This is a genomic window from Dyadobacter sp. LHD-138 (assembly GCF_030929615.1).
GTDB lineage: Bacteria > Bacteroidota > Bacteroidia > Cytophagales > Spirosomataceae > Dyadobacter.
In genome coordinates this window covers 1-23,101 of the sequence record NZ_JAVFVU010000030.1, presented here as the reverse complement: position 1 = coordinate 23,101, position 23,101 = coordinate 1, and the positions used below count along the sequence as shown (strand labels likewise).

Genomic DNA, 23,101 nt, shown 5'->3' with positions numbered 1-23,101 from the left:
CAGCAGACGTAATTTATTTATTCGCTACAAGATTAACGTCCAAAGTAAAATCGTTGTCGATGGCTTTGTCTCCAAGATTTTCGAAGAAATTTTTCGAACGGAATTTGATATCATATTTCGTTCTGTCGATAACAATTTTCGCGTCAGCAGTAACTTTTTTAGCATCCGATTTCACAGTTGCCGGGAATTTCACATCATCCGTAATGCCTTTGATCGTCAATTTTCCAGCTACCTCGTACGCATCACCCCCTTTTGGTGTAACCGAAGTGATGACAAACTTAGCCTGTGGATGCGCTTCTACTGAGAAGAAATCAGGGCTTTTCAAATGGCCTGTCAATTTTCCATTCATTTCTGCATCCTTCACGTCAGTTACAGTCAAATTCTTAACGTCAAATACAAAACTTCCACCTTTTAACTTTGCTCCATCAACAATAAGCGATCCGCTATTCAAAGGAATTTCTCCTGCATGCGTGCCCGTAACTTTTTTCGCACCCCATGTTAGTTTGCTGCTTTTTGCGTCCACTGCCAATGACTTATCTGCGGATTTAGACTTTCCCGGACCGCCAGCGATTACAGCAGAATTAACAAATAGTCCAACCAATGCAAATAGAATGATTTTTTTCATGATTTGTTTGACAATTAAAATGGATAAAAGAATGTATAAATATAAGAATACGATTTTATAAAAGGTAAACGGGCACGCAAAATCGCACCCGATACACTGTACTAGCCCAATTACTACTTGTAATGCAAAATCCTGAACAACTTGTTATAGGGTACGAGCAAGCTCTGAACTCACCAGTTGTTTTAATAACTCTTTTCCTTCCGGCCAATCCTCTAACCCTGAGACTGCATTGATATGGCCTTTTTTGCCCAGATTCACAAACGCACTGCCCCATGCCTGAGCAAAGACCTCTGAACGTTTGATACTGGCGTAAATATCATTGGTACTCGCCACGACAATACTCTTAAAAGAAAACGGCGAAGACGGTATCGGCGTAAATCCCTCTACAAAATTTAACCTTTTCGACAATTCTGCATCTGCCGGAGCGACCAGCAATGCGCCCACGATCCACGGAGAGCTGAACGCGGCCGCCCAGTGCGCGACGGTGATACACCCCAGACTATGCGCGATCAAAACAGTCGGTTCGCTCAGCTGGCTGATTATTTCCTGCAACCTGGCTACCCAATCCTGCCGTACAGGCCAATCCCAGTTGTCCTGCTCAATGCGTTTAATAGAATCCGGATACTGGTTTTCCCAGATCGTTTGCCAATGCTGCGGACCCGAACCCGCTAAACCCGGAACTGTCAGAAAGCGAGTACTCATATATACTTTGCCGGTCTGTTTATTTCGATTCATTTTCCGATCCCTGTGATCAAAATTGCTCTGCCACAAAGTAATGCTTATTTATTGAAATAAACAATAGTATATAAAGTCTATTTATTTAATAGATTAAATAAATTTTATTTCCCTGCACGCACGCAACGAAATCCAAGGTTGTTACTGCCACTGGTTGTCTCGCCTTTTCCGCGGCTTCCAGCCTTATAACGGATGCAATATTCATCACTGCAAAGGAAAGAACCACCTCTCTGCACATGTTTTTCCGCACCCGGTTCATCCGGATCGTAGCTGTCGGATGGCCCTTTTGGATTTTTTGCAGGACTTTTCTGGTAATAATCCGGTCGGTACAAATCTGCGCACCATTCCCAAACATTACCGTCCATATCATACAAGCCGTACGGATTGGCCGGAAATGTTTTTACCGGTGCGGCTCCGGCATAACCATCTTCCTTTAAATTTTTATCGGGAAAACTGCCCTGGTAGATATTCGCAACCCATTTATTGGACGGTTTCAATTGATCGCCCCAATAATAGGTATGGTTTCCCTTGCCTCCCTGCGCTGCAAATTCCCACTCAGCCTCGGTTGGAAGGCGTTTCCCCGCCCACTTGGCATAAGCCGCCGCATCTTCATAAGAAATATGAACGACAGGAAAATTTTCACGCCCCTTGATCGAACTTCCTTTTCCTTCCGGATGAGCCCAGCTGGCACCGGGAACGTAATTCCACCATACCAGCGGATTGTCAAGCGAAACTTTCTGTGTCGTTGGGGTAAATACGGCTGAGCCAGGAACCAGTTTATCGGCCGGGACACCCGGATAATCGGCCGGATTCAAAGGACGCTCAGCCACTGTTTTATAATTGGTTGCTGCCACAAATCTGGCATATTCCGCATTCGTAACCTCATGGGCATCCATCCAGAATCCATCTACGGTCACCTCATGCATTGGCCTCGAATCCGGAAATTCATCTGCACCCATCAGAAATTTCCCGCCGCCAATCCAGACCATACCGGTGGTATCTCCTTTCCCTTCTGCAATTTCCTGATGGCTTGCCAAAATCGCCGCTGCCCTTGTAGGCATCCCATCCGCGATACAATGTGCAAGACTATCCGCTGTTTTCTCCGCAGCCGTTTGTTTTTTCTGGCAATTAAAACTGATTCCGGCAACCAGTATCAGCAGGTACAAATTCTTAAAACGCTTCATTTTAATCTTCTTTTATCTTATTACTGATAAGCCAATTATTCAAAGAAATACTTACTTTATGATCGTGATTTAAATACGTCTTTGAGCGCCTGTTTCGCTGCGTGATAGCCACACATGCCATGCACTCCACCGCCGGGAGGTGTTGACGACGAACAAATATAAATCCCTTTCGCAGATGTTCTGTACGGCGAGGCACTTAAGATCGGGCGTGTGTACAGCTGGAAAATATCCTGGATACCTCCATTGATATCTCCACCGATATAATTGGGGTTATAATCTTCAATCTGCGTCGTATTCATCGTGCTCCGGCCAATAATCAGATCCTTAAACCCAGGGGCAAAACGCTCTACCTGATTTTCAATAACTTGGGTCATGTCTTCCTTTGAGCCGTTTGGAACATGGCAGTATGCCCAGCCCGTATGTTTTCCTTCAGGCGCACGCGTACTGTCAAATACACTGGGCTGCGAAAGAAGGACATAGGGCTTATGCGACTGGCTTCCCAGCGACGTCATTTTCTCCGCCGCTGCAATATCCTCCAAAGTATTGCCCAAATGCACCGTTCCCGCCCCCCGGCAAGCCTCAGCCTTAAAAGGGATCGGCCCACTTAAAGCCCAGTCTATCTTAAAAACGCCCATTCCGTAACGATATTTCTGTAACCGGCTGATGTAGGACGAACTCAGCTTATCTCCTGCGATAGCAACCAGTTGCTTAGGGGTAACGTCAAATAAAACCGCTTTGGCAGGAGGGAGCTGGCTCAATGAACGCACCGGAAAATCGGTTAGCACCTCTCCGCTCAGACTTAAAAACAATGCAGTCAGTGCATCGGCGATGGACTGTGAACCACCCTTCGGAATAGGCCATCCAGCCGTGTGTGCTGCGGCCATCAGCATAATGCCGATCGCCGATGTTGCCAGGTTTTCCAAGGGCTGGATCGCGTGCGCGGCCATACCTGCCCACAATCCCCGCGCCGCTGTTGTTTGAAATCTGTTCGCCAGCCAGGTCGCCGGGGGCAGCGCTTTCAAACCAAATTCGGCAAGCGCCAACGGATATTTTGGCAGCGGAAAGGGCCCAAGCAAATCCGGCAGCAGCTTTGGCAGGTCCCGTACAATGGGGCTCATAAATCTTAAATATGCCTCACGATCTTTTCCAAGGCCTTCCGCCGTTTTTTCAATGGATCGGTCCAATACACCCGCCGTGCCATTGTCAAAAGGATGCGCGGCAGCGAAAGTTGGCTGTATCATTTCCAGCCCATATTTTTCAAGCGGAAGGTTTTTAAAAAATGGTGATAAAACGGCCATGGGATGCACGGCCGAACAAACATCATGCAGAAAACCAGGAAGTGTTAACGCCTTTGTGCGCATCCCTCCGCCAATTTCTTTTTTTCCCTCTACCAACAGCACAGAAAGCCCCTGCTGTTGTAATGTAATGGCGGCAGCCAGTCCGTTGGGACCGGAACCTACTACAATGGCATCGTATTCCGTCTTTTGCACAATTTTATGATTCAGATATTCAGCGCAATGGCACCAACCCAATTACTCTACAAAACTAGTAGACAAAATAACGTTATATCGTTTCAAAAAACAAACATTCATAAAAATAAGGTTGATTCATGATTTGTCGCTATAACAAAAAAGGAGTAAGCCAGCGCCATTTTTAGCGGGCAGCGCTGCTGAGGAAAACACCAGTCGTTACTTTATCCGTTTTACAGCCTAAACAATCCTTTGCAGCCATGGATTCGTATATCTTTTATGCGACAAATAGCCTCCGCCCTGCTTTTTCTTTTTCTGCCCCTTTTATCATCGGGACAAAGAATAGACAATCTTGTCTCTTTCCGAAATATACCCGCAGAAAAATATTTCAGAATTCATTATGACAATGATTTCTGGGGAAAAACCGACTACTATTACACCCAGGGTTATAACCTCGAACTCCTCAATCCACGTTTAAAAAAGAACCCCTTGTCTGCCGCCCTGCTTCGGCTAAAAAACAGTCGTGCGAAACATGGCGTTTCTTTTGAACATTATGGTTTCACGCCAGTCAGTATCAAAAGCAATCAGATTTTATATAAGGACCGGCCCTTCGCTGGTGTTATCATGCTTAAAAGTTTTGCGATATCTGTCGACACGTTGCATCGATCAAGATTATCCTCCGTGTTGAGCACCGGCATGATCGGTCCGGCAGCTTTTGCTGGTAGAATGCAGAAGAAAATCCATAGCTGGATCGGCGATCAGGAACCGATGGGCTGGCAATATCAGATCCGAAACGATATTGTAGTGAATTACGAACTGAATTATGAAAAGCACATTTTTGACGTACCGAATATCATTTCCCTGAATATCCATTCGCAAGTAAAAATCGGGACGTTATCGGATAAACTGCAGGCAGGAGCAACACTGACCTTAGGAAAACTTATCTCTCCGTTTCTTCCAAGAGAAGAAAAAATTAAGAATAACTATCAGCTGTATTTGTATTGTCAGCCACTTGTTAGCCTGATCGGTTATGACGCCTCCCTGCAAGGCGGCATATTTAACAGAAACAGTCCGTACACTTTGAAATCCTCAGCAATAAACCGGATCACTTTCCAGCATTCTTTGGGCGCGGTACTGGGTGTCCGAAATTTGTACATCGAATATTATCAGACCTTTTTAACGAAGGAGTTCAAGACAGGCAAGACGCACAAATGGGGCGGTGTGAAAATCGGTGTGGCATTTTAACACATTGTGAAGAGGGCATTTTTTCCACGGGAACGGCTTCCACGAGACGTACATAAATTACCACATCAACGGGGAAAACGGCAACAGTTTATTCTAAAAACCGGCGTCTATAACCCGTTCCCTTATGGTATAAAGTTTTTAAATGACTGATTATTATTCATTTAAATTACAATGTTATGTCAACGAACGAAAATCTAATAGAAGTCCTGAATGACTTGATCCGTATCAACAATGACCGTATTGACGGATACGAAAAAGCAATTAAGGAAACGGAAGAAATTGATTTGGACCTGCGGACTTTGTTTCTAAAAATGGCAAACGATAGCAAAGAATATGTTTCAGAATTAACATCTGAAGTAGCGAGCCTGGGTGGAGCAGTAGCGACAGGAACGACAAGTTCGGGAAAAATATACCGGGTTTGGATGGACATCAAAGCAACATTCTCAGGCCATGACAGACAATCGGTTCTGGAAAGTTGCGAATACGGAGAAGACGCTGCGCAGGAAGCTTATGACGATGCACTGGCATCTGATGCTGAAATCTCGGTGGCGATCAGACAGATTATTACAGAGCAAAAGGCTGCATTGTTATCGTCACATAACCTGATTAAAAAATATCGGGACGCTCACAGGGCAGTGAACAGCTTATAACAAATAGCAAAAATCTGGGGATCGGAGAATATTCTCCGACCCCTTGATTTTTTGTTTAGAATGAAAAATATAAATAGACAAACAATTCTATTTGATGTTACAACCTTCCCAATAATTCCGCTTTCTTGGCCTTAAATTCCTCTTCTGTGATATGCCCTTTTTCCAATAAAACAGATAATTTTTCAATCGTAGCCAAAATAACATCCTCCGAACTTGTCGGTTCTGCTTCTTTCAGTCTCGACGATGAAACCATATCATGTGGATGTTCCGATGTAGACTGGGGTAATGTTTCGGGTTCAGAAGTAAGCGGCAAACTTGAAAGTTCGATTGGTCCGTCCTGACCGGTTATCACAAAAGATTGTTGTGCGCCTTGTTGCTGCGAAACGCTGAAAACCTCATGATGTTTGGTATCATAAATGGCCCGATTTCCATTAGATTCTATCACCAAACGCCGAACCGGGGCGAAATAGGCATAACGAAAATTATTTTGTGAGCCACTCGTCGTAGGCTTGCCAAAAACAGCGGGCCAGGGTTTATCTGCTTCTGTTGTGTCTTTCTTCGGTTTACTATCTGATACATCAAATATAATCTCAGTCGATACCAGATTGGCCAATTCTGTACAAAGCTGATCGACGGTGATTTTTAGGGAGCGGTTAAACATATCGCCCACCATGGTCATGCCGCCCTTCATCCATTGTCCGCTGCCGCCCAATTCGGGAACATTAAACTGAGCCATCATCGCATTTCCGTTGACAATGGCTTCAAGCAAAGACAAGACGCTGTCCTTACTCAGACTATACCTTGCAGCGATATCTTCTATTTTCCCGTCGCCCTCTTTTGTCAATGTTTTCATACCTCTGTTTTATCTAACTTCAACGCTATCTAGTTAGCAAAAACAATGCCATTAAACGCTCCGCCTTTTATTTGATCCTTTCAGCTTCAATCGCGCGCCACTTTTTTTCTATATTTTCATTTTTTACCGGAGCATTTTGCTGGCTGGAAACTTTTTTGGCATAAGCGATCCTTTCCGTCGTCAGCGGATGCGTGCTTAACAATTTAATCGTAGCAGCCTTACTGGCTTCGGATCCTAACAAAGTAAACAGCTGCACCAATCCATTCAGATTCAAACCATTGGCTTTCAATATTTCCACGGCTTTTTCATCGGCTTCCGTTTCGAGTTTCCTGGAATAATTCAAGTTAAGCAGCATGTTGGAATTATCGGCAAGAATGGCCGTAATGCCATTGATATCATTAAACAGCAGCGATATGATCAGGTAGCCCGACAAACTCCGGAAAATATTTTTCAGCGAATGCCGGTAATGCACATGTGAAACTTCATGGGCCAGAAGTGCCGCCAGCTCGTCAGCAGACTTCATTTTGCCAAGTATTTTATCAAAAACAATAATATTACCACCGGGTAATGCAAAGGCATTCATATCATCTTCACGAACGACTGTAACCTTGATCGGATAGTTTGTTTTAAAGTCAATCTCCTTTACAAAATCGTTGACCCTGGCTGTCAGGCTGTCATTTTTTTGATAATGGCTAATCATATTTTCAAACATGGTTTCACCAAGGGCTATTTCGGTTTTTACCGGTATCTGCTCCGCTGCTTTTTCAGAAAACCAGGGAAGTACATAAAAATAAGATACCAGTAAAATACCAATCAACCCGAGCGTTAGCCCCACCAAAACGGTGGTGTTCTGACGTAGCAGCGCATTGAATTTCTTCTCAAAAAAAGCCTTTTCCGGGTACAGCCGCTTTAATTCGGTGAGCAGATTTTCGTCCTTGCATTCCAGCGTTTCCCGCGGAAAATCTCCATAGCGAAAAATAAATAAGGAGGTAAAGCTCATATCCCTTTCCACCTGCGTTATATCCCAGCGAACGGTTTGTTTTTCAAATTCCTGATCAAACTGAATAAGCCAGTGATCTCTTTCCAAAACCAGGGAAGCCTGATGGGAAACCGAAGTTTTCCCGTCATAATACAAAATATCAAATGCCTGCATGAACAAATATCGTTAAATCAGACCGATATCAATCATGTCGGATATATCTTCTCCGGTGGCATCCCTGTAATCCATTTCGGTCTGCTGAATTTTATCGGTATCCAGTGCTCCTTCAATGACGATGTTTGAGAAAATAAAATTAATGGTACGGACCGTGGCCCAGGGTGCTGCCAGTCCGAGTGTGAAAATGATGATGAGCAAATTTCCAGCAATCAGTTTAAAATAGCCGCCAGCCGTTGCCGTCGAGCGAAATTTCAACACATTGCCTTCCTGGTTCATTTCCAGGTTATCAATAAAAAAAGCAAACAGATCCTTCACGTACCAGAAAAAATACACGCCCAAAGTGATCAGGCTCAGAAAATATCCTTTGACATGCAGTTTAAAATATTCCGTACCATCGCCGTTATAAGCAAACCCGATATTTCCGAAGCGAAGATGTCCAAAAATGTATTTCCTCAGCTTAACCGTAAACCAGAATGAATAAATACCCAGCGTGGCTATCGTTAACAGTCCGCCGATCACAAACTCCTGCACAAATTCTTTCAGTTCACCGCGATAGCCAAAATGTATGCCCCGCCACGAAGTTCTCGACATGCGGTATTTTAACGCGCCATGGATAGCAACCGGGATTAATAGTAGAATAGCAGCATAAAAAGTAAGCATACCCAACGACAGAATCACATTATTTTGCGACCAAACAGCCAGGATCAGAATGGCGTAGATTACCAGAAAAATCCCCACCGCTTTGATAAAGCCCTTAAACATTTCCTTGCCCGTCCCATGAAATGCAAACCGGCTTCCTTCAAACTCCGTTTCCTGATAGATATAACGCAGCACGGCCGCTTTGGCCCATGGATAATATAGCCCAAATGTGAAGAGCATCAGTAGTAAATTGACAATGTAGATGCCAAACAGTTTGCTACCTTCGCCATGAAAACTTACCTGACGCGTATCCGAATGATTGATTTCCATAAATATTTTAAAGCTGATTGAAAGGTTAAGAATCAAATATATAATAAATAAAGAACAACTATAATTATATATAGATTAACATTCCTTAAACTTTACATACAACCCATCACACAAGTAACCAGAATCCACTTTATCCTTTATTTTACAAAAAATTATTTCAAAAAAATGAAACAGCTGCTTACATTCCTATTTCTCCTCATCGCCATTATTTCAGTAAAAGCGTCGAAGGTTGACACCGTTTCTACGTACAGCCAATCGATGCGTAAAAACATTAAGGCTGTTGTGATCACACCAGACATTGCATCAGCCAACGAAAAACTTCCGGTTTTATATCTCCTGCACGGTTACAGCGGCAATCAGGCCGACTGGATCAGCAAGGTAAAATCGGTGGCAGATTATGCCGATCAATATAAAATGATCATTGTCTGCCCGGACGGAAACTTTTCGAGCTGGTATTTTGACAGCCCCGTTGACAACAGTTTGAAATATGAAACTTATGTAAGTACCGAGCTTACGGCATGGATTGACGCACATTATAAAACCATCAATACACGTGCCGGCCGCGCCATAACCGGCCTAAGCATGGGCGGACACGGCGCATTGTACCTCGCTTTCAAACATCAGGATATCTTTGGTGCCGCGGGCAGTATGAGCGGAGGCGTAGACATTCGTCCTTTTCCTTTAAACTGGGATATTGCTAAAAAATTAGGGTCGTATGCAGAATTTCCGGAAAGATGGGATAGTCACAGTGTGATCAATTTAACGCATTTGCTGACGCCGAAATCGCTTCCATTGATCATCGACTGCGGTTCTGAAGATTTTTTCTATCCTGTCAATGTGAAGTTACACAACAAGCTGCTGGACAACAACATCCCGCACGACTTCATCAGCCGGAAAGGTGCCCACAACTGGGAATACTGGGCCAATGCAATCGGCTACCAGGCGTTGTTCTTTTCAAAGTTTTTTAAGGCTTCCTGACCGAACGTAAACCAGCTCCCGAAAATGATTCCTCCCGGGAGCTGGTTTATATTGGTAACAAAATAATCGTAGCAGATAAAAAAAATTCACCTCAACCACCCTTCAATACTATTTAAAAATGTCTTTTGCTGGTCAGCATAGAGATAATGAGAGCAGTTATCCAGAAATTTAAAATTTTGGGTACCGGTCATTCTTTTCATGCCTGTCATTTGTGACGGGGAAAAAATACCATCCTGCTTGCCATACAAAGCATAAATACGGATGCCCTTTTTCTTTAAGTCTTCCAAAACAGGTTTCACGTTGATATTATTCCTGCTTTCATTTTTATAGAAAATCCCCGGCGCCTTTTTATTTCTGATATTGCTTTTGTACAATTCCCCGGTTTCATAGGCCCGGTAAATCTTTTCAGCTTCCTGATCAGGTTTCGCAACTTTAAAATATCCGTTTTCAGAAGCCAGAGCAAAACATTCGCCACGATACTCCGCAGAATTTTTGTCCAGATTTTCTACCCAGGTAACTTTTTTAAGTTTTTCAGTTTCTCCTTTTTCCGTATAAATTTTCCTGACCGAACTTAAAATATGGTTGTAAGATTCCTGTTGGTTAAACAACGCACTGACCAGGATCAAGGAATTCACTTTTTGCGGGTATTTTTCCGAGAAGAGGGTAGCCACCAAACCTCCAAAGCTGAATCCGATCAGATTGGCATCTGTGAGGTTATACTTTTTATAAAGCTGATTTAAATCGTCAAAAGCCTCATTGTAGGTCAGTTTTGCATTTTCGTCAGCCGAACGACCTTCTCCCCTTCTGTCATACACAATCACATAAAATCCTTTGTCTGCGAGGTTCTGAGCGGTTGTTGCTTCAAATTGCACGGCATTTCCACTGGGGCCGCCATGAACAAAGATGATGGGTTTGTTATTTTTATTACCAAAAGCCTTGCTGTATATCGTTTGGCTGAATGCGGAGAAAAGGGTAAAAAACAGGGGTATCAGCAAGAACATTTTCTTCATTTTTCCGACTTTTTTTATTGGTTAAGTAGTAGTAAAAAATTAGTTCATAATTATTGATTTTTATAATAAACTATTATTCACCCAGTTACCGAGCTAATCGCATATAGCTAATTGCCAACAGCTACATAAAATTTATATCTAAACGAGATTACAAACCCAGCAATATTATCTTATTCCTGTATTTAAGCAACCGGCAGGTCACTATTACTTTTTCCAGGAACAGATTTTAGTTTTCCTTCAATTTCAAAAGCACCACCATCAGAATGTAGAGATAAAAACGAGGAAGATGCTACGTCAATCGCATGGAAAACAGATCCTTCGATCGTGTATAAACGTAAGTCACCACCAGCAAGGTTATCGCTCCTCCGGCCAGTACCGTTGGAATAGGCCCTGCCAACCGCGCTGCCAATCCCGATTCGAAGGCGCCGAGCTCATTGGAAGAGCTTACGAAAATCCCGCTAACCGAGGCTACACGTCCCCGCATTTCATCCGGAGGAAAGATTTGCATGATGGTCTGACGAATCACCACGCTGATACTATCACAGACCCCGGTTGCAAATAAAGCAGCGCAGGACAGCCAAAAGCTGGTCGACAATGAAAAGATAATCGTAAATACACCAAATCCTGCAACGGCGATCAGCATGTTACGCCACGCATGGTGGGTGGGTGGAAAATGTGCCATGGCAAACATGGTAATCAAGGCACCCACAGAAGGTGCGGCTCTTAATAACCCCAGTCCTTCGGGGCCCACATGCAAAATATCTTCGGCAAAAACCGGTAAAATAGCAATCACGCCCCCAAATAAAACCGAGAACATATCCAGCGAAAGCGCATAAAGAATAATCTTGGTGCTGAATACAAACCGTAAGCCGTCTCTCAGGCTTTTCCATATCGAAACAGAAACTTTATGCCTGTTGATCGGATTGGTTTTGATCAGGGTGATCAGCACCAGACAAATGACCATGCTGATCATGATACCCAGTAATGTATGGGTCAGCCCGAGGTAAACGTATAAAAAACCCGCAATCCCTGGACCGAGTACAGCACCAGCCTGGGAAAATGTACTGCTCCACGTCGAAGAATTGGAATAAAATTCCCGGGGGACCAAAAACGGTTTCAAGGATGATGATGCGGGAGAATAAAATCCTTTGGCTAAACCAATCAGAAAAAATACGGCATACACATAAAACAAGTGCTGATCTTTGCTCAAGGCAGCGATCCATTCAGGCTGAAAAAGAAAATATAAAATCGCGGACCCCGCAATGATCACCGATAAACTTACCCGGAGAATAATACGCCGGTCGTAGCGGTCGGCTACGTGGCCACCAAAAAGAGACACCGAAATAAAGGGAACAACCTCAGCCAGACCAATCAAACCGAGTGCCAACGGATCGTGTGTCAGCCGGTAAAGCTCATAAGCGACGATCACTTCCTGGATCAGCAGCGCAGATCTGTACAAAAAACTGTTGGCAAGAAAATAGCGAAATTCGGGAAAACGAAGTGCGGAATATGCGTCGTGCTTTTCTGGTAAATTCAACGTCTTGTTCAAATTGGTTAGAAAATAAACCAACCCTGATCATAAATGGATTAGCCCTGCCCAAACAACAATATCTGGCGGTCAGAGTTCTTGATTTCGGTAAAGTTTTTTCGCCCGAAACTTATTTGAAAAATTATATTTTTATTATTTTAAATTTCATCAAAATAATACCATTCATCAATGCCTCTTTCAAAATATAATGCCAAGCAAATTCAATTGCTTCTGTACAAAAAGATAATTCTCCTCGTCGAAACAAACAAAGATTACTTTTTCAATTTTATCGTTTTTCAGTAAAAAACCGGATACGGTTTTGACAGAGATCTGAGCGGCTTCAAACTTGGGATAACCGTAAATTCCTGTACTGATATTGGGAAAGGCTATGGATTTACACCCGTTAATCACCGCAAGCTGCAAAGCATTGACATAACAGGAGGCCAGCCTTTCTGGCTCACCCTTGTCTCCTCCGTTCCAAACCGGCCCAACGGTATGAATAACAAACTGAGTCGGCAACCTGCCTGCTGTCGTGATTACCGCTTCCCCGGTTTTACAACCGCCCTGCCGGGCAATAATTTTCCGGCAGTCTTCCAGTATCGCAGGACCACCAACCCGGTGAATCGCCCCATCTACGCCGCCACCGCCAAGCAGGGTAGAATTCGCCGCGTTCACGATGGCATCCACGTGCAGCTTTGTAATGTCTCCTCTGATTAACCCGATTCTTGATGTCAGTGTGATCATAGTCAGTATTTTAGGCAGGTAACATTCCCAATTTACTCAAATTACAAAACAGAAACGATACATCCCCGGGAAATATGAAACAAAAAACCCGGCTAAACCGGGTTCCCTCACTTCATTTATTTCGTGATCAGCCTCAAATATTCTTCTCCTCTTGGCGACAAAGTATAACCGGGTTCGTGACTGATGGTAAGCCCAAGGCCTTTCAGTTTACGAACATTCAATTTCAGCCATTCCTTTTCCTTTTTCGCTTTTATAGCCAGATCTGCCGCCTTCATTTTCGGGTTTTCCTGAATCGCCTGCAACGTTTTGGTTGTCCACTTCCCCACCTTGCTAAACTTATCCAGGTTGTCCAGTGCAGCTTTCAGTGTTTCAAATTCCTCCTCTTCCAGGCTTACCTTTTCCCGCAATTCAATACGTGGATCCTCTGAGTCAAAACTTAACTCAATTTTATAAATAAGTCCTTCTTTCTGACTTTCCAGCAACTGTACCAATGCCTGGGCAGTTACAAATCCTGCTTGTGCTGCCTCCGGATCGGATATTTCACTGAGAGAAATTTCCTTGGTTGAAATAATTCTTATCACACCTACGCTGGTTTTAATTAAGCTCCCGGCATTTACAGATAGCTTTTTCCATTTACGGAACGCCAGTGAAATGTTTCCCGCCTTAATCCCCTCGAGGTGTTTTTGTTTGAATAGCATAGTCAATCAATTTCAAAATTTTCATAAAGATAACCTTTCTCCGCTAAAAAGTCTTCGGTCTGCCCTGGCGGTATTTCATCAGCTCCGGGCCATAACTTGCTGACAGGATTTAAGTAAATCATCCCGCAGAATCCATCAAAACCTTATCAACGAAATCATGACCAGCCTAAGCCACCTGCAATTATTGTCCAAACCAACGTATTTTTGTTCGTTTTGCCAGACGACAGTTTGCACGAAAACGCGAAGTGCTTCTACAAAATAGCTAAAAACACTCTACGAAGAACCCTGCAAGTTGTATCTTTGAAATACATTATGAAACAGATCAATATATGAAAAAAATTCTCCTCTGCATCATCTTACTTTGCAATGTATTTTTGAGTTTTTCTCAGACTGTCCCCGCTCTTCCCGGCAAAACCGAAGCCGAATCTTATTCAGCCATACACGCCGCTGGCACTGAAACGACACAAGACACAGGAGGCGGACTTGATATCGGATGGATGGGCGACAACAGCTGGGCCGACTATGAACTAACCGTGCCGACGGCCGGAGTATATACCTTCAAATTTCGCATCGCAAACGGGTTCAGTGATGATGCCTCGCTGGCATTAAAAGCTGCTGACGGAACGGTTTTGGGAGAAATCAATAATCTTCCGCGTACCGGCGGGATGCAGGAATGGGGCAACGCAAACCTCATAACCTATCTGCCAGCGGGAAAACAAACATTGCGTGTTTTTGTAAAAAAAGGTATTTTCAGTTTAAACTGGTTTGAAGTCGTTGGTTCCAAGGCACTGCCCGGGAAAATTGAGGCCGAAAATTATGACGTTTCCAGTGATGTAAGAACTGAGGAACCAGGTGATATTAATGGTGATAAATTTGTCAGCCACATCGATGACGAGGATTTCATCGACTACAACGTCAATGTGGCCTCCGTCGGCGTATATGCATTCAGTTTCCGCGTTTCCAATAGTTATGGTGATGGTGTTATTGAGATTAAAAATACTGACGGAACAATATTGGGACAGGTGGATGTGCCTAAAACAGGCGGCTGGCAAACCTATACCACCCTTCATACAACCGCCACGTTACAGGCAGGAAACCAGATTTTGAGAATTTATGCAAAAAAAGGAGCTTTTAATTTCAACTGGTTTGAAGCCGTTAGCAACTCTTCTACCTCTGAAAAAGTCCCTGCTATGATCACTTTTGACGAACTCCCCGCGCGGATTGCCGGATCAGGCACATTCGATCTTTCCGCGAGCAGTACCAATACTCAAATACCGGTTACTTTCACTTCCTCAAATGCATCCGTTATTTCGGTTGCCAATGTTTCAGGAATCTGGAAAGCGACAATTCTGGCCGAGGGAAGCGCTGCGATTACAGCTTCCCAAGCCGAAAGTACAGGATTTTTGGCGGCTGAAAATATTACCAGAACACAGGTGGTACAACCTGCATCCACCCCGGAAGAACCTTCCAGCGCGGTTAAAATTACACTCGATCCTAAACGCTGGTATCAGCTAAACAACACGGCAAATGGTCTGGGCGGTCTTTTTGACGGAGATACACAAACGGATGTCCAGTTGGGATGGGGACTTGCCTTGAATGCCTGGGACGCCTACTATCCTTTGCTCGACGGCGAGCAGATGTCGTTGGAAAGCATCAAATTCTTTGACTTTACAGGTAGCTTTTCTGCCAATCCAATGACTTTATCCGTCATCACCGATCAATGGGAGCGCATTCCAATAGCCACTTTTACAGGACAGGAATACAATGGCTGGGTTGGCCCATATCCCGACAGACAGCTTTCCGGCAATGCCAAATTTAAACTGGACGCGCCGGTAACCAATATCCGTTATCTGGTATTGAGTATAAAAAATGGTATGCCAACCGAAATGGAATTGTATGGCACCCACAGCGGCGGAACGAAACCTGTAACACCTATTCCCGCAAAAACCATCAAATTGAGAGATCTCTTTGGTGTCAATGCCTATGAATGGAATTTTGAAGACGGAAACACGCCCTGGGAAATTAATGAAAACCGGATGAACGTGGCTAAAAGTTTTACCGGAATCCGTCATTACATGGACTGGGAAAAACTGGAATCCTCCGAAGGCGTGTATTCCTTTAATCCGACACTGAGTGGTGGTTGGAATTATGATGCCATTTATGAGCGTTGCAAAGCAGCGAATATAGAAGTACTGGCGGATTTAAAAACCATTCCGGGATGGATGCAAAGTACTTATCCGGAGGATCAGCGAGACGCAGAAAATGTTCCGGTACGCTATGGAAAAGATTTTACCGATCCTTTGTCTTACATTGAGCAGGCTAAAATCGCCTTTCAGTATGCCGCCCGTTATGGCAGCAATACAGCCGTTAATCCCGCTCTGCTGAGTGTTTATAGCATTCCAAGATGGAATTACGATACGCCCAATACCGTCAAAATCGGTTTAGACCTGATTAAATACATCGAATGCGATAACGAACGGGACAAATGGTGGAAAGGACGCAAAGGATATCAGACAGCCCGTGAATATGCCGCCAACCTATCAGCCTTTTACGATGGGCATAAAAACACGATGGGACCAGCAATCGGTGTGAAAAACGCCGATCCGAATATGAAAGTGGTCATTGCGGGACTCGTTACAGGTCCGGACTATGTAAAAGGGATGGTTGACTGGTGTAAAGAATTCCGTGGCTACAAGGCAGACGGTTCGGTGAATCTATGCTGGGATATCGTCAATTTCCATTTGTATACCGACAACGGGTCTTCTTCGCAAAGCGGAACATCGACCCGTGGCGCCGCACCCGAAGTTACCATTGCCAATACGATTCTGGATGGTTTTGTAAACGTATCCCACGAGCTTTCACAGGATATGCCTGTCTGGATCACCGAAGCAGGGTATGACGTGCATCAGGAAAGCCCGTTGAAAGCCATTCCGATAGGCAATAAAACAGCTTTGGAAACCCAGGGGGACTGGATTTTGAGAACTTCGTTATTCTCCGCACGTCACGGCATTTCAAAAGTATTTTTTTACCAGATGTACGATGATAACAGCTACGGAGGGATGTTTGGAACTTCCGGTTTGGTAAATGCTGATATGTCGCGCAGACCGGCAGCCGATTATTTGTATCAGGTAAACAAACTTTTTGGCGCGTACGCTTATCAAGAAACGACAAACCAGGATCCGATTGTCGACCGTTATGCGTTAGACGGCAAATCACTTTACATTGTAACCGTGCCGGATGAGCAAGGCAGAACTGCCAGCCACACGCTTAATATCGGCAATTTTACGGGCGCGAAAATTTATCGTCCAAAAGCAGGAAGTGATAACATGGAAATGGAAGAAGTAGCCTTGACCGCCGGGAATTTAACCTTTACAGCAACCGAAACGCCAACTTTTATCATTCCGACAACCGCCAATAATGCCAGACAAGCACGCACGGATTCTGCACTTTTCACGAATACATTGGCTGCTCCGGTAGAAAATATGAATCTGCATAAAACGGTGATGGTTTACCCAAATCCTTCGGTCAGCGATATTACAATCGATATGAAAAACAAAAGCAACGCGCCGATTGAAATTAATCTGTTCGATGCCAGCGCCGGACGACTTCACAAACAGGTAAAAATCGAGAAAGGAAATACTTCTGAAAAGAAGAAAATTGATATCTCAACGCTGCCAACCGGCGTTTATATTCTGGAAATCAAACAAGGTAATGAACGGGCATTCAGGAAGGTAATCAAGGGAATGTAACAATTTTTTAAAAGTAGGATAATCAGAACCAGTATCCGGATAAAATAGCCTCCGGGCGCTGGTTTTGCGTTATAAGAAACTTAGATTATTTTTACACTTATGCTGCCTACTCTGGGAATTGATAAGATCATGAAGGTTCCGTCATCCGATGAATCCTTTAAAATTATGCATCATGCGCCCATCAATATGCCGCTGATCACCGAGGCGCATAAGCACGATTTTTTTATGCTGCTGATCGTCCAGCATGGCTCAGGCATTCATTCCATCGATTTTGAAAATTATGCGGTAACCGACTATTCTGTATTTTTTCTGGCTCCGGGACAAGCACACCAGTGGGACTTATCACCCGATACCAGTGGCTACCAGCTCCTGTACGCACCGGAATTTCTGGTATCAGGGAATCCGGATACGCCCTTTTTCAAACCCAAATCCCTGCCACTTTTAAAGATAAGCCGTTCTGAGTTTCAGGAGCTGGAAAACGAGCTGACACGTATTGAAAAGGAGATAAAGCAAAATTTACCCTATTCGAAAAGCATCGTGCAAAACCGGCTGCTTATTGTATTGTCGCTACTCAAAAGGTTTTACGAAGCCAGTTACCAGAACAGCGCCATTGAGAAAAACAGCCGGTTAATACAAAGTTTTTTAACCATGCTGGAAAAACATTACCGGCAGCATAGTGATGTGGCATTTTATGCAAAGAATCTGCATGTTACGGCAAGCTATCTTAACGCAGTGTGTAAAAAACAATCCGGGCAAACGGCCGGCGAGCAAATCCGTGACCGCATTTTACTCGAAGCCAAACGCATGCTGACATTGACCCAGGCCGATATCAAAGAAATTGCATACGAGCTTGGCTTTAATGATACCTCCTATTTTTCCAGATTTTTCAGGAAATATACCCATCAGACACCGCTCGCGTTTCGGAAAAGAATATAGTCTGTACTGTCAATGTGATAATCTGTGCCATTTTATCAGCTTTTAAGCACGTAATTTTGTGAGATAACCCACGAACATACACCACATATGATGCTTTCATTCACCCGGTTACTGACTACGATGGTCTTCCTGATGCCGCTTTCCGGCTCAAATTGTCAGTCACAAAAAATAAAACCCATGAAAAATACTTCGCAGGATATTTTCCAGGCCATTGAACAAAACAATGTCGGGAAAATAAAAAAATACCTTGAGGAGAAAAAGGACCTTGAAGTTAAGAACAGTAAGGGCGAAACTCCTTTGATGGCAGCGACTTATCGAAACGATATTGTCGTCACAAAATTGCTTATAGAAGCTGGTGCCAGCGTTAACGCGCAGGATAAAATGTTAAACAGTCCTTTTCTTTACGCAGGTGCGTCCGGTTTTACCGAAATCGTAAAACTTTGTGTTAAAAATGGCGCTGATTATAAAGTATACAACCGTTATGGCGGGAGCGCACTTATTCCCGCCTGTGAGAAGGGGCATATTGAAACAGTCATCGAATTATTGAAAGATAAAAATTTCCCGATCAACCACATCAATAATCTGGGCTGGACGGCCTTACTGGAAGTGATGGTGATTGGTAAAGGCGGCATTGAAACGCAAACCCGAATAACGAAATTACTGATCGAAGCAGGTTGCGACGTAAACATCCCCGATAAAGATGGTGTGACTTCGCTTGTCCATGCACGCCGGAACGGATACAAAGAAATTGTTGCCATGCTCGAAAAGGCAGGCGCTCACTAATATCAATTTATATTTATCGCTCAAAATTAAATGAAAAAATCACTCCCGTTCCTAGTCTTCCTTTTACTTTCCATCACGACGTTTGGACAAAAAATAAAGGCAGATCTCATCATTGCTAACGTAAATGTTATTGACGTAAAAACCGGAAAAATCAGCCTGAATCAATTTATTATAGTAAGAAAAGATACGATTCTAGGTGTTTTTAACGAAAGTAGAACACGCCGTTTTGAAGCTACCAAAACACTTTCTGCCAAAGGGAAATACGCGATTCCTGGATTATGGGATATGCACGTGCATTTTGGTGGCGGCGAAGCATTGGTGCATGAAAACAAAAATCTGCTTCCGCTCTACCTGGCTTATGGCATTACAACCGTCCGTGACTGTTCCGCAGATATCAGCAACAGCGTTCTGGAATGGCGTGAAGAGATCAAAAAAGGAAAACTTGCAGGTCCGACCATCTTTACGTCTGGTCCTAAACTGGAAGGTTATAAGTCTGTTTGGCTGGGCGACATCGAGATATCAACCACAGAAGAACTAAAAAAAGGTCTTGATTCTCTGGATGGTTTAAAAGTGGATTTTGTAAAAATCACGGATAACACCATGAAACCCGATTTGTTTCTGGAAAGCATTCGTCAAGCCCGTAAGAGGGGTTATCAGGTTTCTGGTCACATTCCATCCGTGCTGACCATGCAGGATGTGATGACTGCCGGAATCAGTTCAATTGAACATATGTCGTATATTTTAAGAGCGGCTACAAAAAATGAGAAGGAAATAGCGGAACTTTCTGCTTCCGGTAAACTGAAAGGACGTGATTTTAGCAATAAAATCCTCGCTGATTTTGACGAAAAAGCGGCGCTCACAACCTATAAAAAAATGGCCCAAAACCATGTTTTTGTAACACCAACACTATCGCTGCCCTACCTTCTCGCGCATATCGACGAAGATGATCACAGCAAGGATACTTATTTGCAATACATCGGAGCCGGGCTTCAAAAAACCTATGTTGGGCGTGTGGAACGTGCAATGAAGGATGATAAAGACGCCATTGCGTTTAGAAAACTATACAACGAAAAATCGAACAACCTTTTGCCTTTGCTTCAAAAAGCCGGTGTAAAAATTATGGCGGGAACAGACGGAGGTTATCTTAACTCCTATGTTTATCCGGGCATTGGCTTGCACAAAGAATTACAGCTCATGGTAAAAAGCGGGTTAACACCTCTTCAGGCTTTGCAGGCTTCAGTGATCAATTCTCCGCTTTTCTTGCATAAAACAGAATATGGAAGCTTATCAGAAGGCAAGAAAGCGGATATTCTTCTATTGGACGAAAATCCGCTCCTGAACATCACCGCAACCGAAAAAATCAACGCAGTGATCGTAAAAGGACAAGTGATGGATCAAAATGATATCGCGGTGGCGCTGGACGAAGTAAAAACAAAAACCGCGAAAGGATTGTAACGGGTTTCCTGAAATTTACTTATTCTTGTAAAAGACATCAGTAATCATTCATGAAAATATACCAGCAAGCCTTTACTTTGAAAGAAAAACGTAGGGGATTTCATATCATCACCAATGAAGTCCTCTACGCATTGCCACAAATCGCTGAACTTAAAACGGGCATGTGCCAGGTTTTTATTCAGCACACTTCCGCTTCCTTAACCATCAACGAAAACGCTGATCCCACCGTCAGAAAAGACTTTGAAATGTTTTTCAATAAAACGGTTCGCGAAAATGACCCGGATTATCAGCACGACTACGAAGGCTCCGACGACATGCCTGCACACTTGAAAGCTTCCATTCTTGGGAGCTCTGTCACGATCCCTATTCGCAATGGGAAATTGGCTTTGGGAATCTGGCAGGGCATTTATTTATGCGAACATCGTGACTATGGAGGCTCCCGGCAATTCATTGCTACGGTCTGGGGAGAATGAGCCGTTACCTCACCTGTTAAAGTGAAACAGTCATCACCTGCTGATGAAATAAGTCATCCAGTAACGCCTTGGCAATGGCCGAATACTCGTCAGCATCATTCATGCTTCCCTTCATATCATTGATCTCGATGTTACAAGCCTTTGCAATTACTCCGGAGTCTTCCATATCCTCGCCGAGATAGTTCGAAAAGTTTATATTCTGCGCTTTCAGTATTGTTGTCCACTGTGAAGGGTTACTGACATAACTGAGGTAAAGATTGAGCACGTAGGCATTTGCATGCAACATCAGGTTCGGCAGGAGCTGATGTGTATAAATCGGTCCTGAAATGTAATTTGTTCTTAAATCCATTTCCAGCCTGTGAACTGCACGATCGCTAAACCTGCCATAGAAATCAATCTCGGCATAATTAACAAACAGATCAATGTAAAAATCATCATTGATCCTTTCACAGACTTTTAAAATACTGTGCGTGGAACTGTCATCCGCCGCAATGACGAATACTTTGACTTTACAATGAGTCCTCAGATTTCCCCCAATTTCTTCAAGCATTGCTGAATCTCTTCCCAATAAAATTAAGTGTCGTCCAAGATTGGCCAGCGCTATGGCAATGGCTTTTCCCAGGCTTGTATCGGCGTTTCTGATCACTGAAAAATTCATGGTTAGTGTTTGATTTGAATAAATATTCGGGCGCAGATAAAGGTAAAGCCGTCCTGAGTTGTCCTTAGTAAAAACCAGACGGCTCCAACCGCCGAATTGTTTACAAATTAAGGCGACTTTTAAATGAGAAGAAATACTGATTTATCATTACGTGGATTACAAAGACCGGAGCTCTCTCTGGCGAAAGAAAACGCGGGATTAGCCATTCAACAGCCATGTGATCCTGATTGTATGGAGTCCAGTCGGATAAAAAAACAGCTTTCTTTAATCAAGGCCATGGCTCAGCTCAGCAGCAGCGGAGTCACGGTTTACGATTTGCATAAAAAAGTACATGTTTATACCTCTCGAAATTTTTATGAGTTATTTGGTTACGAGATATCCGAAAACCAGACCGAGGTCGAAAATGAAGTATTCGACAGGAGAGTTCATCCCGAGGACCTTAAAGTGCTTGCTAAAAACGGACATACGGCGATGAAATATCTCATGTCTCTTCCGCCTGAGCAGCGTATGTTTTACAAAATGGTTAACGAATACAGAATTTTATCAAAGAATGAAGTTTACATTCAGGTCATGGAGCAGCATCAAATCCTCGAGCAAGACGTTCTGGGCAATATCTGGCTGTCATTAGGAGTTATTGACATCTCTCCCAATCAACAGGCGTTGGAAGGCGTAAAATTCCAGATTCATAATTTCCGGACCGGTGAATTTATTAATCCGGTTCATCCCAATCAACCGGAAATCGTTCCACTCACCATCAGGGAAAGGGAGATTCTCAAAATGATCAGCGATGGCAAGTTAAGTAAGGAGATTTCCTGGTTACTGTCAATCAGCGTGCATACGGTAAATACACACAGACAGCGTATTTTGGAAAAACTGGATGTAAATAACTCCATTGAAGCCATTTACAGTGCGCGGCGACGAGGCTTAATAGGATAACGCTTCAAGGGCTATGCGAAGAATACTATGGAAGTTTGTAATAAAATGTGTGGTTAGACTGAGCAGAAGAAAATAAAGCTGTTAAATCGGCTATTTAGAATAACCTACAACAAAAAAAGACCATCCTTTTGAGATGGTCTTTGCAATAGTATTGTGGCGACTACCTACTTTACCAGGTTTGACCCAAGTATCATCGGCGGTTCTGGGCTTAACTTCTCTGTTCGGGATGGGAAGAGGTGAACACCAGGCCAATAGTCACCAACAAGA

21 protein-coding genes and 1 rRNA gene are annotated in these 23,101 nt (G+C 43.6%); 9 read left to right on the top strand and 13 right to left on the bottom strand.

What is annotated here, in order from left to right; genetic code table 11:
- Nucleotides 1-13: 13 nt before the first annotated feature.
- The 4 genes from RB622_RS20870 to RB622_RS20855 form a co-directional block, all read right to left on the bottom strand.
- On the bottom strand, nucleotides 14-625 hold the full coding sequence (locus RB622_RS20870; RefSeq protein ID WP_308048596.1) for a YceI family protein: 612 nt from the start codon (nucleotides 623-625) through the stop codon (nucleotides 14-16).
- A 144-nt stretch (nucleotides 626-769) separates the two neighbouring features.
- Nucleotides 770-1,327 (bottom strand): alpha/beta hydrolase, encoded by a 558-nt coding sequence (locus RB622_RS20865; RefSeq protein WP_308048595.1) that lies wholly within the window; start codon nucleotides 1,325-1,327, stop codon nucleotides 770-772.
- A 137-nt stretch (nucleotides 1,328-1,464) separates the two neighbouring features.
- Nucleotides 1,465-2,544 (bottom strand): formylglycine-generating enzyme family protein, encoded by a 1,080-nt coding sequence (locus RB622_RS20860; RefSeq protein ID WP_409021743.1) that lies wholly within the window; start codon nucleotides 2,542-2,544, stop codon nucleotides 1,465-1,467.
- A 56-nt stretch (nucleotides 2,545-2,600) separates the two neighbouring features.
- Complete coding sequence (locus tag RB622_RS20855) at nucleotides 2,601-4,034, bottom strand: NAD(P)/FAD-dependent oxidoreductase (protein ID WP_308048594.1); 1,434 nt, start codon at nucleotides 4,032-4,034, stop codon at nucleotides 2,601-2,603.
- A gap of 258 nt (nucleotides 4,035-4,292) precedes the next feature.
- Between RB622_RS20855 and RB622_RS20850 the strand changes: the two genes are divergently transcribed.
- Complete coding sequence (locus RB622_RS20850; protein ID WP_308048592.1) at nucleotides 4,293-5,258, top strand: lipid A deacylase LpxR family protein; 966 nt, start codon at nucleotides 4,293-4,295, stop codon at nucleotides 5,256-5,258.
- Between the two features lie 176 nt (nucleotides 5,259-5,434).
- A complete protein-coding gene (locus RB622_RS20845; RefSeq protein WP_308048590.1) occupies nucleotides 5,435-5,908 on the top strand; it encodes a PA2169 family four-helix-bundle protein in 474 nt (157 codons plus the stop codon).
- Nucleotides 5,909-6,005: 97 nt separating this feature from the next.
- On the opposite strand, the gene RB622_RS20840 is transcribed toward RB622_RS20845, so the two are convergent.
- The 3 genes from RB622_RS20840 to RB622_RS20830 all read right to left on the bottom strand — a co-directional run bounded on the left by RB622_RS20840 (nucleotide 6,006) and on the right by RB622_RS20830 (nucleotide 8,886).
- On the bottom strand, nucleotides 6,006-6,761 hold the full coding sequence (locus RB622_RS20840; RefSeq protein ID WP_308048589.1) for an SHOCT domain-containing protein: 756 nt from the start codon (nucleotides 6,759-6,761) through the stop codon (nucleotides 6,006-6,008).
- Between the two features lie 67 nt (nucleotides 6,762-6,828).
- Nucleotides 6,829-7,914 carry a M48 family metallopeptidase gene (locus tag RB622_RS20835; protein ID WP_308048588.1) on the bottom strand — a complete coding sequence of 362 codons (1,086 nt, stop codon included), beginning with the start codon at nucleotides 7,912-7,914 and terminating at the stop codon, nucleotides 6,829-6,831.
- Between the two features lie 12 nt (nucleotides 7,915-7,926).
- Nucleotides 7,927-8,886 (bottom strand): DUF898 family protein, encoded by a 960-nt coding sequence (locus RB622_RS20830; protein WP_308048587.1) that lies wholly within the window; start codon nucleotides 8,884-8,886, stop codon nucleotides 7,927-7,929.
- 165 nt (nucleotides 8,887-9,051) lie between these two features.
- On the opposite strand from RB622_RS20830, the gene RB622_RS20825 reads away from it, so the two are divergent.
- A complete protein-coding gene (locus tag RB622_RS20825; protein ID WP_308048586.1) occupies nucleotides 9,052-9,864 on the top strand; it encodes an alpha/beta hydrolase family protein in 813 nt (270 codons plus the stop codon).
- A gap of 86 nt (nucleotides 9,865-9,950) precedes the next feature.
- Here the strand turns inward: RB622_RS20825 and RB622_RS20820 are convergent, their stop codons facing one another.
- The 4 genes from RB622_RS20820 to RB622_RS20805 form a co-directional block, all read right to left on the bottom strand.
- On the bottom strand, nucleotides 9,951-10,874 hold the full coding sequence (locus tag RB622_RS20820; protein WP_308048585.1) for an alpha/beta hydrolase: 924 nt from the start codon (nucleotides 10,872-10,874) through the stop codon (nucleotides 9,951-9,953).
- Between the two features lie 289 nt (nucleotides 10,875-11,163).
- Nucleotides 11,164-12,411, bottom strand: coding sequence for an MFS transporter (locus RB622_RS20815; RefSeq protein ID WP_308048584.1), 1,248 nt, complete (start codon nucleotides 12,409-12,411; stop codon nucleotides 11,164-11,166).
- 189 nt (nucleotides 12,412-12,600) lie between these two features.
- A complete protein-coding gene (locus RB622_RS20810) occupies nucleotides 12,601-13,146 on the bottom strand; it encodes an O-acetyl-ADP-ribose deacetylase (protein ID WP_308048583.1) in 546 nt (181 codons plus the stop codon).
- A 116-nt stretch (nucleotides 13,147-13,262) separates the two neighbouring features.
- The gene (locus RB622_RS20805; RefSeq protein WP_308048582.1) at nucleotides 13,263-13,844 is read right to left on the bottom strand and encodes a hypothetical protein; all 582 of its coding nucleotides are present in this window, start codon (nucleotides 13,842-13,844) and stop codon (nucleotides 13,263-13,265) included.
- Between the two features lie 329 nt (nucleotides 13,845-14,173).
- On the opposite strand from RB622_RS20805, the gene RB622_RS20800 reads away from it, so the two are divergent.
- From RB622_RS20800 to RB622_RS20780, 5 genes are all read left to right on the top strand, one after another.
- Nucleotides 14,174-17,593 (top strand): carbohydrate-binding protein, encoded by a 3,420-nt coding sequence (locus RB622_RS20800; protein WP_308048581.1) that lies wholly within the window; start codon nucleotides 14,174-14,176, stop codon nucleotides 17,591-17,593.
- A gap of 99 nt (nucleotides 17,594-17,692) precedes the next feature.
- On the top strand, nucleotides 17,693-18,529 hold the full coding sequence (locus tag RB622_RS20795; RefSeq protein WP_308048580.1) for a helix-turn-helix domain-containing protein: 837 nt from the start codon (nucleotides 17,693-17,695) through the stop codon (nucleotides 18,527-18,529).
- An 87-nt stretch (nucleotides 18,530-18,616) separates the two neighbouring features.
- A complete protein-coding gene (locus tag RB622_RS20790; RefSeq protein ID WP_308048579.1) occupies nucleotides 18,617-19,312 on the top strand; it encodes an ankyrin repeat domain-containing protein in 696 nt (231 codons plus the stop codon).
- 30 nt (nucleotides 19,313-19,342) lie between these two features.
- The gene (locus tag RB622_RS20785) at nucleotides 19,343-20,767 is read left to right on the top strand and encodes an amidohydrolase family protein (RefSeq protein WP_308048578.1); all 1,425 of its coding nucleotides are present in this window, start codon (nucleotides 19,343-19,345) and stop codon (nucleotides 20,765-20,767) included.
- A gap of 50 nt (nucleotides 20,768-20,817) precedes the next feature.
- Nucleotides 20,818-21,240: a secondary thiamine-phosphate synthase enzyme YjbQ gene (locus RB622_RS20780; protein WP_308048577.1), complete on the top strand. Its 423-nt coding sequence runs from the start codon at nucleotides 20,818-20,820 to the stop codon at nucleotides 21,238-21,240.
- Between the two features lie 16 nt (nucleotides 21,241-21,256).
- Here RB622_RS20780 and RB622_RS20775 read toward each other — a convergent pair whose 3' ends face one another.
- Nucleotides 21,257-21,898, bottom strand: coding sequence for an SDR family NAD(P)-dependent oxidoreductase (locus tag RB622_RS20775; protein ID WP_308048576.1), 642 nt, complete (start codon nucleotides 21,896-21,898; stop codon nucleotides 21,257-21,259).
- A 123-nt stretch (nucleotides 21,899-22,021) separates the two neighbouring features.
- Between RB622_RS20775 and RB622_RS20770 the strand changes: the two genes are divergently transcribed.
- A complete protein-coding gene (locus RB622_RS20770) occupies nucleotides 22,022-22,834 on the top strand; it encodes a LuxR C-terminal-related transcriptional regulator (RefSeq protein ID WP_308048574.1) in 813 nt (270 codons plus the stop codon).
- Nucleotides 22,835-22,985: 151 nt separating this feature from the next.
- On the opposite strand, the gene rrf is transcribed toward RB622_RS20770, so the two are convergent.
- A 5S ribosomal RNA gene (gene rrf / locus RB622_RS20765) occupies nucleotides 22,986-23,097 on the bottom strand.
- Between the last annotated feature and the right edge of the window lie 4 nt (nucleotides 23,098-23,101).